Source organism: Pseudomonas sp. B2021 (genome assembly GCF_018135665.1).
Lineage (GTDB): Bacteria > Pseudomonadota > Gammaproteobacteria > Pseudomonadales > Pseudomonadaceae > Aquipseudomonas > Aquipseudomonas lactis.
Genome location: NZ_SMOF01000001.1, coordinates 5799509 through 5812851, shown reverse-complemented (window position 1 = coordinate 5812851; position 13343 = coordinate 5799509). Strand labels below are relative to the sequence as shown.

The window sequence follows — 13343 nt, the reverse complement described above, 5'->3', positions numbered from 1 at the left end:
CCCTTTGGGTCTGTCCTGCGGGGGCGGTATGCTAGCATACGCACCCCGCTAAACACCTATTCCTGCGACGTGAAGCGTTCTCAGGATGACCATGAATTGTTCGAGAGTTCTGTCGATGACCCATCCTGCCCTGATTGATGAGCTAAAGACCCTGGTTGAGCCCGGCAAAGTGCTGACCGACGCCGACTCCCTGGAGGCTTACGGCAAGGATTGGACCAAGCACTTCGCCCCCGCACCCACCGCCATCGTGTTCCCCAAGACCACCGAGCAGGTGCAGGCCATCGTACGCTGGGCCAATGAACACAAGGTGGCGCTGGTGCCATCGGGTGGGCGCACCGGGCTGTCGGCGGCTGCCGTGGCCGCCAATGGCGAAGTGGTGGTGTCGTTCGACTATATGAACCAGATCCTCGACGTGAACCTCACCGACCGCACCGCCGTGTGCCAGCCGGGTGTGGTCACCAAGCAGTTGCAGAACGTCGCTGAAGAAAACGGCCTGTATTACCCGGTGGACTTCGCCTCGTCCGGTTCCAGCCAGATTGGCGGCAATATCGGCACCAATGCCGGCGGGATCAAAGTAATTCGCTATGGTATGACCCGCAACTGGGTGGCCGGCATGAAGGTCGTCACTGGCAAAGGCGATGCGCTGGAGCTGAACCGCGACCTGATCAAGAACGCCACCGGCTACGACATGCGCCAGCTGTTTATCGGTGCCGAGGGCACCCTGGGCTTTGTGGTCGAAGCCACCATGCGCCTGGACCGTGCGCCGAAGAACCTCACGGCGATGGTGCTCGGTACGACTGATTTCGACTCGATCATGCCGGTGCTGCATGCCTTCCAGAGCAAGCTGGACCTGACCGCCTTCGAATTCTTCTCCGACAAGGCCCTGGCCAAAGTCCTTGGCCGTGGCGATGTGCCGGCGCCGTTCGAAACCGAGTGCCCGTTCTACGCTCTGCTGGAATTCGAAGCCACCACCGAAGAAGTCGCCAACCACGCCCTGGAAACCTTCGAGCATTGCGTGGAGCAAGGCTGGGTGCTGGATGGCGTGATGAGCCAGAGCGAAACCCAGCTGCACAACCTGTGGAAACTGCGCGAGTACATCTCCGAAACCATTTCCCACTGGACGCCGTACAAGAACGACATCTCGGTGACTGTCTCGAAAGTGCCGACGTTCCTGAGCGAAATTGACGCGATCGTCGGTGAACACTACCCGGACTTCGAAATCGTCTGGTTTGGCCATATCGGTGACGGCAACCTGCACCTGAACATCCTCAAGCCGGAAAACCTGAGCAAGGATGAGTTCTTCGCCAAGTGCGCCACCGTGAATAAGTGGGTGTTCGAGACCGTCGCCAAGTACAACGGCTCGATCTCCGCCGAGCACGGGGTGGGCATGACCAAGCGCGATTACCTGACCTACAGCCGTTCACCGGTTGAAATCGAATACATGAAGGCCGTTAAAGCGGTGTTTGACCCTAACGGGATCATGAACCCCGGCAAGATCTTCGCTGTTTAATCGCACCTGAAGGAGTCGTTCCATGAGCTACCAGCACAAGTATGTCGACGGCACCAACATCCACTTCCCGGTGGGTAAAGTGGTGTGCATCGGGCGTAACTACGCCGAACACGCCAAGGAACTGGACAACCCGGTGCCCACCGAGCCGCTGCTGTTCATCAAGCCGGGTAGCTGCGTGGTGCCGTTGGAAGGCGGTTTTGCCATACCGACCGAACGTGGTTCGGTGCACTACGAAGCGGAAATCGCCGTGTTGATCGGCAAGCCTTTGTCCGCCAAGCCGAGCCGGGAAGAAGTGCTTGACGCCATCTCCGGCTTCGCCCCGGCCCTGGACCTGACCCTGCGCGACAAACAGGCCGAGCTCAAAGCCAAGGGCCTGCCGTGGGAAATCGCCAAGTCGTTCGATGGCGCGGCGGTGATTGCGCCCTTCGTGGTCAGCAGTACCTTTGCGGACATGGCCGATATCGGCATTCGCCTGAGCATCAACGGCGAAGTGCGCCAGGACGGCAACAGCGCTCAGATGCTCAATCCGATTGTGCCGATGATTCAGTACATGGCAGGTTGCTTCTCCCTGCAAGCGGGCGACGTGATCCTGACCGGCACCCCGGCGGGCGTTGGCCCGTTGAATGTGGGGGATGAAGTGGTGTTGGAGCTGGCAGGTGTGAACCGTTTCGAAAGCGTTGTGCGCTAAGTAGCCGGCACACTGCGATCAAACTGTGGGAGCGGGCTTGCCCGCGATTGAGGGCGTTCAGTCAACTGTTCAGTGACTGTCACACCGCCATCGCGGGCAAGCCCGCTCCCACAGTTGTTTGTGTACATCTGCAAGATCCGGCGTTTTGCATTTTTTTCACACACTATCCGGATAATTCCCTGCTCTTGCGCGCGGGTCCTTGAATCCTGTGCTATCCCCTACAGCTCACTTTCCGGAAAAGCGCTCAATGGTCGTGCCTCTGCCCACTTCGAAAACCTCGCTCCGCTCTCGCTTGTCCATGCGCTGGTATTCCTGGGTGTTCTTGGCCGGTGCCATTTTGTATGGCATCGCCTGGGCCATGCACTGGGACGATCGCGGTCTGCTGTGGGTGCTGGAGCGTTTCGAGAGTTCGGCCGAACGCCGGGAGAGTGTGTGGCTACCGGACTATCACGCGGTGATCGACGCCAAGTTGCTGCCCGGTATGGAGAAGGACGAGGCATCAGACCTGTCTTACAACCCGCAGACCAAAACCCTGTTTTCGGTGATGGGCAAGAACCCCTTTCTGGTTGAGCTGAGCCTGCAAGGCGATGTGTTGCGCAAAATGCCCCTCAACGGCTGGAACAATCCGGAAGGTGTGGCGGTGATGGAAAACGGCTTGATGGCGGTGGTCGATGAGCGCGATCACAGCCTCACCGTGGTCAAGGTGGACGCCAGCACCACCGCGCTGAACAAGGCCGATTTCCCCAGTCATGACCTGGGCCTGTCCAAAGAGCAGAACAAAGCCTTTGAAGCCGTCACCTGGGACAAGCGTAACCAGCAACTGGTGCTGGGCGAAGAGCGCCCGCCGGCCTTGTTCACCTGGAAAAGCGATGGCAATACGCTGACCGGCGACAAGCAAAAACTGGCCAGCACCGAACTGGATGTGCGTAACCTCTCGGCTTTATCCATCGACCCACGTACCGGGCATTTGCTGGTGCTGTCGGCCGATTCCCACCTGCTGCTGGAACTGGATGAAACGGGCGAGCAAGTCAGCTTCATGACCTTGCTTGGCGGCTTCAATGGCCTGAAAGACACGATCCCCCGTGCCGAAGGCGTGACCATGGACGAGAGCGGCAACCTGTACATGGTCAGTGAGCCAAACCTGTTCTATCGCTTTGAAAAGCAGAAATAACTGACGAATTACGTCAGACTTTTCTTTATAAACGGCATTCGCCAGACAGTCCGGTGCGTTTAAGTTTAAATTCAGGTGACCTTGATATCTATTCGCCAGTTTTTTCTCTGAGCCCGCCCCGATGCGTCGACTTGCCCGCCCTAAACCTGCTGTTTTTATCTTGCTATTGCTCGCCTTGGTCGCTGCCGGGCTGGTGGCACAGCAGTTCCGTCTGTTCGAACGCGCCTGGTTCAACTGGCGGGTGTGGTACCAGCCTGCGGATGAGCGCGCCATTGGCCTGGCGGACTACCGTGTCACCCTCGAAGGCCAGGTGATCGAAGGGCTCGACGACGATGTCTCGGCCCTGACCTACGACCCCGTGCGCAAAAGCCTGTTTACCGTCACCAATAAAAACGCCGAACTGGTCGAGTTGTCGCTGGAGGGCAAGATCCTGCGGCGCATTCCGCTGGTGGGCTTTGGCGATGCCGAAGCGGTGGAATTTATCAGCGACAACATCTACGTCATCAGCGATGAGCGCCAGCAGCGCTTGATCAAAGTGCATGTGGACGAAGACACCAAGTTCCTCGACGCTGCCGATGCGGAGCAAATGACTCTGGGCGTGCACGTCGGCGGCAACAAGGGCTTTGAAGGGTTGGCCTACGATTCGGTGGGCAAGCGCTTGTTCGTGGCCAAGGAACGCGACCCCATGCTGATCTACGAGGTGCACGGGTTTCCCCATTTCAAGCCGGAAAAAACCTATTCGGTGCATGTGATCAACAACCCCAAGCGCGATGCCGGGCTGTTTGTGCGCGACCTGTCGAGCCTGCAATACGACGAGCGCAGCGGCCATCTGTTGGCGCTGTCGGATGAGTCGTTCCTGGTCTTGGAGCTGGATATTGATGGTCGCCCTCTAAGCAGTCTGTCGTTGCTTAAAGGGCGCCATGGCCTGAGCAAGCGCGTGCCCCAGGCCGAAGGGATCGCCATGGATGACGACGGCACGCTGTACATGGTCAGCGAGCCCAACCTGTTTTACGTGTTCAAGAAACCCTGATCAGAACATCCACTGCACACCCAGCGAATAACCGGTCTGGCTGCCTTCGGCATGCCCGAGGCGGCCGTTGACCTCGGCGAACACGCCCAGCTGTGGGGTGATCGCCAGTTGGCTGCCCAGTTGTGCGCGAGCGAAGCTCTTATCCACTGAGCCCAGCCTGGCGGTGCGGGCCTGGCCATCGGCGCGTGCGGTGAGTTGCAGGTCGTCCAGGCGGCCGTCGGCCAATTCCTTGACCCAGGCGATGTCGCCGTAGGGCATCAGGTTCAGGCCATAGGGCAGGGCAACAGCGCCGCGCACGCGCCAGCCGAGGCTGGCTTCCAGGGAGTCGAAAGACTGCTCTTCGTACTCTAGGGCCGTGCGCAGGTTCTGCTTTTCGTGGAACTTGTCGATGCGGTAATGGCTGTAGTCCAGGCCGGCGAACGGCCCGCTCTTGATCGCGCCAAAGTCAAAGTCATAGCCACCCAGCACCCGTGCGCCCAACGCCAGGGCATCGGTATCGCCCGTCAGTTGCTGGTTGAGCAGGATCGGCCCGCCATTGGCCTGGATGACCAGGTTGCGCTTGGAATCGAAGCGCGTGTGGCCCACGCTCAGGTCACCGGCCAGCCAGCTTGGCCCACCATCGTTGAGCAGTGCATAGACGGCTGCCTGCCAGGTGTCGCTGTCGAGCTTGCCGCGATGCTCCAGTTTGTCGCGCCCATTGAGGTAGCTGAGGCTGGCGCCGATATTCAGGCTTGAAGTCAGTTGGTAGTCGCCGAGGGCATGCAGGCCCAGGCGTCGGGCTTCGGGGTTGGGGGCAGTGTCAAAGCCGCTGTCCGGGTTGTATTCGCCATCCACGCCGATCTCGCCATCAAAGCTGCCCACCTCGCGGCTGGCCGCTTGCAGGGTCAGCCAGCGGCGATCATGCAGGCGTACCAGGGCCTGATGCTGGCGCTGCAGGTTGTCTTGCATATTGCGCGCAACGGCGCCGCCGGAAGCGGTCGAGGCCATCAGGTCGGTGTTGGTCAGTTCCAGCACCAGGCGGCTGAGCAGGCGTGAATAGTCACGCAGGCGCTGGTCGATGCGCGCCTGGCCGAATGCATCGGTCAGCACGGCTTTGTTGTCTTCGTTCGGGTCGTGCCAGGTTGAGCCGCCGGGGATTTTCGGGTTGTCGGTCTGGGTGTAACCGTCCAGGTCGCCCAGTTCCCAGTTGGTGGCCTCTATATAAAGGATCGGGATATTCAGCGGTTCGAACGCTTCACCATCGCTGCAGCAGCCGGTGCCCTTTGGGTACTGCGGGTCCAGGCCGGGGTTGCTGAACAAGGGGATGTTCAGTTCCCTGGCGATCTGGAAGGTGTGCTCACGCAAGGAGGCCAACGCCGGGTTAGCGGTGCTGTTCTGGCCGGCGTGGGCATACATCATGTCACCGGTGATCAGGCTGTCGAGGTTGATCATCGCGAGCATGTTGGCGCGCTGGCTGGCGCTGAGTGAGTCGACAAAGGCCCGCGAGCCACGCAGGCCTTCTTCTTCGGCGCCGAAGCCAACGATTTGCAGGCCATTTTCCAGTGACAGGCCGCCGAGGTTCTTCGCCACCTCAGTCAACACGCTGGCGCCGGAACCGTTGTCATCCAGGCCTTGTAGGGTCGGGCGGCCGAAGTAGGTATCGAAATGCGCGCCAATCACCACGTACTGGGCCTTGGTGCCAGCGGCAGAGGCCACCACGTTTTGCGAAGCCCGGCTGCCGTTGTTCCAGGTGAAATCCTGGCGGCTGATGTTATAGGCCGTGCCCATCTGGCTCTGCATCCAGTCGGCTGCCCCGGCAAAATTGGCCGTGCCGCGATAACGGCCAGGGTAATCGTTGATCAGCTTTTCCAGGGTGGTGTTGGCGTGCTGGCCGTAATCGTAGGCCTGGCTATGGGTGGGCAACAGGGCACCGGCAACGCTGATGGCGAGGGCTAGAGGCTTTATCACAAGGTCTTCCTTGAGGTGAGGGGGACGTTCAAGCCCAGACCCTTTGCACAATGCGCGCCTCATTCCCTGGGCGGCTGCAAATTGGCGCATTGTTAAACGCGTGGGTCGCGTGGCTGTAATTTGTAACGGATTGGATACCAGGCGGGGCAGGGGATGCCGTGACAGAGCGCACGGTTTTGGCGAGGAGTGCTGCGAAAAGTAGCGTTTTTGTTACATCGCTTTAGAGCCGAGCGCTAACACATGTGGGAGCTGGCTTGCCTGCGATGGCATCGCCTCGGTATCCATTGATACACCGAGTCGTCTGCATCGCGGGCAAGCCCGGCTCCCACAGGGTCAGGCTTTGAGGGTTTTCACGCCTTCCGGGGTACCCAGCAGCAATACATCCGCCGGGCGCGCGGCGAACAGGCCGTTGGTGACCACGCCCACAATGGCGTTGATCTGCGTCTCCAGTTCCACCGGGTTGGTGATCTGCATATTGAACACGTCGAGGATGATGTTGCCGTTATCGGTCAACACGCCTTCGCGGTACACCGGGTCGCCGCCCAGTTTCACCAGCTCGCGGGCCACGTGGCTGCGGGCCATGGGGATGACTTCCACCGGCAGTGGGAACGTGCCCAGCACGGGGACCAGCTTGCTCGCGTCGGCGATGCAAATGAAGGTCTTGGCCACGGCCGCGACAATCTTCTCGCGGGTGAGGGCCGCGCCGCCGCCTTTGATCAGGTTCAGGTGTTCGTCGCTTTCATCGGCGCCGTCGACGTAGAACTCCAGGTCGCTCACGGTGTTGAGTTCGTACACCGGAATGCCATGGCCCTTGAGGCGGGCAGCGGTGGCTTCGGAACTGGCGACGGCGCCGTCGAACGCGCCCTTGTGCTGGGCCAGTGCGTCGATAAAGCAGTTGGCGGTGGAACCGGTGCCGACACCGACGATGCTCTTGTCGTCGAGTTTAGGAAGGATTAAATCGACAGCGGCCTGGGCCACTGCCTGTTTGAGTTGATCCTGGGTCATGCGGGCTCCGGAACGGGCGGGGAATTAACGAGGGCGGCGAGTATAACCCAACAAAACCTCGGGATTCGTGTGGTCGCCCGGCCAAACGCTGGGTTAGACTCCTTGGCCCTGCCCAACCCGTGAAGTAGATGCCTGCCGATGCTTGAACACTACGTCAAAAAAATCCTCACCTCGCGCGTTTACGACATCGCCGTGGAAACCCCCTTGCAGACTGCCCGCCAGCTCTCCGAGCGGCTGGGTAACAAAATTTGGCTCAAGCGCGAAGACTTGCAGCCGGTGTTCTCGTTCAAGATTCGCGGCGCCTACAACAAGCTGACCCAGCTCAGTGCCGAAGAACGTGCACGCGGCGTCGTCACCGCGTCGGCCGGCAACCATGCCCAGGGCCTGGCCCTGGCGGCCAAGGTGCTGGGGGTGAAAGCCACCATCGTGATGCCCAAAACCACCCCGGAGATCAAGGTCGAAGGCGTGCGTTCCCGTGGTGGCAAAGTGGTGTTGCACGGTGATTCCTTCCCGGAAGCCCTGGCCTACTCGCTCAAGCTGGTCGACGAAAAAGGCTACGTGTACATCCACCCCTACGATGATCCGCATACCATTGCCGGGCAGGGCACCGTGGCGATGGAGATCCTGCGCCAGCACCCAGGGCCGCTGGACGCGATTTTCGTACCGGTGGGCGGCGGCGGCCTGATCGCCGGGATTGCGGCGTATGTGAAATACCTGCGCCCGGAAATCAAGATCATCGGCGTGGAGCCGGACGACTCCAACTGCCTGCAAGCCGCCATGGCGGCGGGCGAGCGCGTGGTTTTGCCGACTGTGGGAATCTTCGCCGATGGCGTGGCGGTGGCGCAGATCGGCCAGCATACCTTCGACATCTGCAAAGACTATGTGGACGAAGTGATCACCGTCAGCACCGATGAAATCTGTGCGGCGATCAAGGACATCTACGATGACACCCGCTCCATCACCGAACCGGCCGGTGCGCTGGGTGTGGCCGGGATCAAAAAGTACGTCGAGACCCGTGGCGTCAGCGGCCAGAGCTTTGTCGCCATCGACTCGGGCGCCAACGTCAACTTCGACCGTTTGCGCCATGTGGCCGAGCGCGCCGAGTTGGGTGAAGGTCGTGAGGCCATCATCGCCGTGACCATCCCCGAGCGGCCGGGCAGCTTCAAGGCCTTCTGCGAAGCGGTGGGCAAGCGCCAGATCACCGAATTCAATTACCGCTACCACTCCGGCAGCGAAGCGCACATCTTCGTCGGCGTGCAGACCCACCCGGAGAACGACCCACGCAGCGCGTTGGTGGCCAGCCTGACCAGCCAGGGTTTTCCGGTGCTGGACCTCACCGAGAACGAACTGGCCAAGTTGCACATTCGCCATATGGTCGGTGGGCATGCGGCCAAAGTCAGCGACGAATTGGTGTTTCGCTTCGAATTTCCGGAGCGACCGGGGGCGTTGTTCAACTTCCTGCACAAGCTCGGCGGGCGCTGGAACATCTCGATGTTCCACTACCGCAACCACGGTGCGGCTGACGGCCGAGTGGTGGCGGGCTTGCAAGTGCCGGCGGACGAGCGCCACCTGGTGCCTGCCGCGTTGGCGCAAATCGGTTACCCGTACTGGGATGAAAGCGAAAACCCGGCTTACCAGCTGTTCCTCGGTTGAGCGACTACGCTGACTGAGCGGCCTAAAAGGAATAGAGACCATGGAAACGCTGACCACCCTCAAGGTGATCCACATCACCGCCACCGTATTGCTGCTGCTCAGCGGCCTGGGCCTGGCGGTATTGGCGTGGCGTAAACGCAGCGCCGGCCCGTCTGCGACCGTGCAACGCCCCTGGGCATTTATATGGCTGCTGATGGGGATATGCCTGGTGAGCATGCCGTTCACCGGCTGGTGGCTGGTGCACCTGCTCGGCTGGCCATTGGGGCAAACCTGGATCTTGGGCTCCAGCATCCTCTACACCGTGGCGGCGCTGGCCTGGTTCTGGCTGGTGGCGCGGCTCAATCGGCTGCGCAAGGGCGAGGGCGGGAGCCTGAATTTCACCCTGGTGCTGGCGGTGGTCAGCCTGGTGGGGTTTGTGGCAATTGCAGGGCTGATGGGCGCCAAGCCGGTTTAAAGCGTTAGACCGCGTCGCGTTCATCGCAGGCAAGCCAGCTCCCACAGGGGAATGCATTCCAAATGTGGGAGCTGGCTTGCCTGCGATAGCGTCATCAGCTGCGCAGTGTAATCACCGGCCAGCCACGCTTTTCAGCCTCAGCGCGCAAATTCGGATCCGGATCCACTGCCACCGGGTGAGTCACCTGCTCCAGCAACGGCAAATCATTCATCGAATCGCTGTAGAAGTAGCTGCCTTCCAGGCTATGCCCGGTTTCTTCCAGCCAACGGTTCAAACGTGTCACCTTGCCCTCACGAAAGCACGGCACATCAGTGCTGCGCCCGGTATAGCGGCCGTCCACCATTTCGCACTCGGTGGCGATCAAGGTCTCGACGCCCAGGCGTGCGGCAATCGGCGCGGTGACGAAGCGGTTGGTGGCGGTGATGATCACCAGCTTGTCACCGGCGGCGCGGTGCTTGGCCAGCAGCTCGACGGCCTTGGGGAGCAGGATGGGCTCGATGCAGTCGCGCATGTAGTCGTTGTGCCACTCGTCCAGCTGGGCCATCTCGGTGCGGCCGAGGATTTCCAGGCAGAAGTTCAAGTAGGCGGCGTTATCCAGCGTGCCGGCCAGGTAGTCCTGGTAGAACTCATCGTTGCGGGCCTTGTAGGCCACCGGGTCGAGAAAACCGCGTTCACACAGGTAATCGCCCCAGGCGTGATCGCTGTCACCGCCCAGAAGGGTATTGTCCAAGTCGAATAAGGCCAGGCGCATTGCAGTTACTCGCTGAAAAGTCTGTAAAAAGGCGTCCAGAATACGGTCTTTTCACAAGAGTGCACATAAGGTAAGAAGCCTCGTTGCCGCTGGAACAACCTTTGTGGAACAATGCGGCGACATGCGTTTGCGAGGTTGTTGCCGTGATCGACCCCGATGGTTTCCGTCCTAATGTCGGCATTATTCTGACGAATGATGCCGGACAGGTGCTATGGGCTCGCCGAATCAACCAAGATGCCTGGCAGTTTCCTCAAGGTGGAATCAACCCCGACGAAACCCCTGAAGACGCCTTGTACCGTGAGTTGAACGAAGAAGTCGGCCTTGAGCGCGAAGATGTGCAAATTCTGGCCTGTACCCGTGGCTGGTTGCGCTATCGTTTGCCGCAACGCCTGGTGCGTACCCACAGCCAACCGCTGTGCATCGGCCAGAAGCAGAAATGGTTTCTTTTGCGCCTGATCTCCAACGAGCAGCGGGTGCGGATGGATTTGACCGGTAAACCGGAGTTCGATGGCTGGCGCTGGGTCAGCTATTGGTATCCGTTGGGCCAGGTGGTGACATTCAAGCGCGAGGTTTATCGTCGCGCTCTCAAAGAGCTTGCCCCGCGCCTTTTAGCGCGCGACTGACGACGGAGTTCGACCCCGAGCCATGCTCAATACGCTGCGCAAGATCGTCCAGGAAGTTAACTCCGCCAAGGATCTCAAGGCGGCGTTGGGGATTATTGTGTTGCGCGTCAAGGAAGCCATGGGCAGCCAGGTCTGCTCGGTTTACCTGCTGGACCCCGAGACCAACCGTTTTGTGCTGATGGCCACGGAGGGCTTGAACAAGCGCTCCATCGGCAAGGTCAGCATGGCGCCCAATGAAGGTCTGGTGGGCCTGGTGGGGACGCGTGAAGAACCCCTGAACCTCGAAAACGCGGCCGATCACCCGCGTTATCGCTACTTTGCCGAAACCGGCGAAGAGCGCTACGCCTCGTTCCTTGGCGCACCGATCATTCACCACCGCCGCGTTGTCGGCGTGTTGGTCATCCAGCAAAAAGAGCGTCGCCAGTTCGACGAAGGCGAAGAAGCCTTCCTGGTGACCATGAGCGCGCAACTGGCCGGGGTTATTGCCCACGCCGAAGCGACCGGCTCGATTCGCGGCCTGGGGCGCCAGGGCAAGGGTATCCAGGAAGCCAAGTTCGTCGGTGTACCGGGTTCGCCAGGCGCTGCGGTGGGTACCGCGGTGGTCATGCTGCCGCCCGCCGACCTCGATGTGGTGCCGGACAAGAGCGTCAGTGACATCGACGCCGAGATCAAACTGTTCAAGACCGCCCTCGAAGGCGTGCGCGCCGACATGCGCAACCTGTCGACCAAGCTGGCGACCCAGCTGCGCCCCGAAGAGCGTGCGCTGTTCGACGTGTACCAGATGATGCTCGACGACGCGTCCCTGGGTAACGAAGTCAAGACCGTGATCAAGACCGGCCAGTGGGCCCAGGGCGCGTTGCGCCAGGTGGTCACCGATCACGTCAACCGTTTCGAAATGATGGACGACGCCTACCTGCGCGAGCGGGCGTCGGATGTGCGCGACCTGGGTCGCCGTCTGTTGGCGTACTTGCAGGAAGACCGCAGCACCAACATGGTCTTCCCCGATAACACCATTTTAGTCAGTGAAGAATTGACCGCCACCCAGCTTGGCGAAGTGCCTGAAGGCAAGCTGGTGGGCCTGGTGTCGGTATTGGGTTCGGGTAACTCCCACGTGGCGATCCTGGCCCGGGCCATGGGTATCCCGACGGTGATGGGCCTGGTAGACCTGCCGTATTCCAAGGTCGATGGCATCGACATGATCGTCGACGGGCATCGCGGCGAGGTGTTCACCAACCCCAGCGACGTGCTGCGCAAGCAATACGCCGAGGTGGTGGAAGAAGAGAAGCAACTGGCCCAGGGCCTGGATTCGCTACGCGAGCTGCCGTGTGTCACCCCCGACGGCCACCGCGTACCGCTGCTGGTGAACACGGGCCTGCTGGCGGATGTAGCCCGTGCGCAGCAACGCGGTGCCGAAGGGGTGGGGCTGTACCGCACCGAAGTGCCGTTCATGATCAACCAGCGTTTCCCGAGCGAGAAGGAGCAGCTGGCGATTTATCGCGAGCAACTGCAAGCCTTCCACCCGTTACCGGTGACGATGCGCAGCCTGGATATTGGCGGCGACAAGTCACTGTCCTATTTCCCGATCAAGGAAGACAACCCCTTCCTTGGCTGGCGTGGCATCCGCGTTACCCTCGACCATCCCGAAATCTTCCTCGTCCAGACCCGCGCCATGCTCAAGGCCAGCGAGGGCTTGAACAACCTGCGCATCCTGCTGCCGATGATCTCCGGCACCCATGAACTGGAAGAAGCCCTGCACCTGATCCACCGTGCCTGGGGCGAAGTGCGCGACGAAGGCGCCGATGTGCCGATGCCGCCGATTGGGGTGATGATCGAAATCCCGGCGGCGGTGTACCAGGCCAAGGAACTGGCGCGGCAGGTGGACTTCCTGTCGGTGGGCTCCAACGACCTGACCCAGTACCTGCTGGCCGTGGACCGTAACAACCCACGGGTGGCCGACCTCTACGACTACCTGCACCCAGCGGTGCTGCAAGCGCTGCAACACGTGGTGCGCGACGCCCATGCCGAAGGCAAACCGGTGAGTATCTGCGGCGAAATGGCCGGCGACCCCGCGGCGGCGGTGCTGTTGATGGCGATGGGTTTTGACAGCCTGTCGATGAACGCCACCAACTTGCCGAAAGTGAAGTGGATGCTGCGCCAGGTGGAGTTGAGCAGGGCCAAGGATTTGCTCGCCGAGTTGATGACCATCGACAACCCGCAAGTTATCCACAGCTCGCTGCAACTGGCGTTGAAGAACCTGGGGTTGACCCGGATGATCAACCCGGCCTCGGCCAAAACCCTGTAGGAGCGAGCTTCTAGCAGATCGTTCCCGCGCTCTGCGTGGGAATGCAGCCCTGGACGCTCCGCGTCGGCTTTTAGAGCGTGACGCAGAGCGTCACAAGAGGCGTTCCCACGCAGAGCGTGGGAACGATCAAAGACCGAGGCGCCTTCATCGCAGGCAAGCCAGCTCCCACCTGTGGAATGCATTCCCCTGTGGGAGCTGGCTTGCCTGCG

The 13343-nt window shown here is 60.8% G+C and carries 11 protein-coding genes; 8 read left to right on the top strand and 3 right to left on the bottom strand.

Annotated elements, in window-relative coordinates:
• Positions 1 to 115: 115 nt before the first annotated feature.
• The 4 genes from E1K68_RS26325 (at position 116) to E1K68_RS26310 (ending at position 4399) form a co-directional block, all read left to right on the top strand.
• Positions 116 to 1510: an FAD-binding oxidoreductase gene (locus E1K68_RS26325; protein ID WP_212614835.1), complete on the top strand. Its 1395-nt coding sequence runs from the start codon at positions 116 to 118 to the stop codon at positions 1508 to 1510.
• Positions 1511 to 1532: 22 nt separating this feature from the next.
• On the top strand, positions 1533 to 2198 hold the full coding sequence (locus tag E1K68_RS26320) for a fumarylacetoacetate hydrolase family protein (protein WP_034134009.1): 666 nt from the start codon (positions 1533 to 1535) through the stop codon (positions 2196 to 2198).
• A gap of 247 nt (positions 2199 to 2445) precedes the next feature.
• Entirely contained in the window at positions 2446 to 3369 is a 924-nt protein-coding gene (locus tag E1K68_RS26315; RefSeq protein WP_212614834.1) for an SdiA-regulated domain-containing protein, read from the top strand.
• 121 nt (positions 3370 to 3490) lie between these two features.
• Positions 3491 to 4399 carry an SdiA-regulated domain-containing protein gene (locus E1K68_RS26310; protein ID WP_034134008.1) on the top strand — a complete coding sequence of 303 codons (909 nt, stop codon included), beginning with the start codon at positions 3491 to 3493 and terminating at the stop codon, positions 4397 to 4399.
• Here E1K68_RS26310 and E1K68_RS26305 read toward each other — a convergent pair whose 3' ends face one another.
• A complete protein-coding gene (locus tag E1K68_RS26305) occupies positions 4400 to 6346 on the bottom strand; it encodes an autotransporter domain-containing protein (protein ID WP_212614833.1) in 1947 nt (648 codons plus the stop codon).
• A gap of 333 nt (positions 6347 to 6679) precedes the next feature.
• Positions 6680 to 7351, bottom strand: coding sequence for a ribose-5-phosphate isomerase RpiA (gene rpiA, locus E1K68_RS26300; RefSeq protein WP_003195201.1), 672 nt, complete (start codon positions 7349 to 7351; stop codon positions 6680 to 6682).
• A gap of 138 nt (positions 7352 to 7489) precedes the next feature.
• Between rpiA and ilvA the strand changes: the two genes are divergently transcribed.
• Positions 7490 to 9004: a threonine ammonia-lyase, biosynthetic gene (gene ilvA / locus E1K68_RS26295; RefSeq protein WP_003195199.1), complete on the top strand. Its 1515-nt coding sequence runs from the start codon at positions 7490 to 7492 to the stop codon at positions 9002 to 9004.
• Between the two features lie 40 nt (positions 9005 to 9044).
• Positions 9045 to 9458, top strand: coding sequence for a DUF2269 family protein (locus E1K68_RS26290; RefSeq protein WP_034134006.1), 414 nt, complete (start codon positions 9045 to 9047; stop codon positions 9456 to 9458).
• Positions 9459 to 9552: 94 nt separating this feature from the next.
• Here the strand turns inward: E1K68_RS26290 and E1K68_RS26285 are convergent, their stop codons facing one another.
• Entirely contained in the window at positions 9553 to 10209 is a 657-nt protein-coding gene (locus E1K68_RS26285; RefSeq protein ID WP_212614832.1) for an HAD family hydrolase, read from the bottom strand.
• Between the two features lie 143 nt (positions 10210 to 10352).
• Between E1K68_RS26285 and E1K68_RS26280 the strand changes: the two genes are divergently transcribed.
• Together E1K68_RS26280 and ptsP are read left to right on the top strand one after the other, a co-directional pair.
• Positions 10353 to 10832 carry an RNA pyrophosphohydrolase gene (locus E1K68_RS26280; RefSeq protein ID WP_003176750.1) on the top strand — a complete coding sequence of 160 codons (480 nt, stop codon included), beginning with the start codon at positions 10353 to 10355 and terminating at the stop codon, positions 10830 to 10832.
• Positions 10833 to 10854: 22 nt separating this feature from the next.
• On the top strand, positions 10855 to 13134 hold the full coding sequence (gene ptsP / locus E1K68_RS26275) for a phosphoenolpyruvate--protein phosphotransferase (protein WP_003195193.1): 2280 nt from the start codon (positions 10855 to 10857) through the stop codon (positions 13132 to 13134).
• Positions 13135 to 13343: the final 209 nt, after the last annotated feature.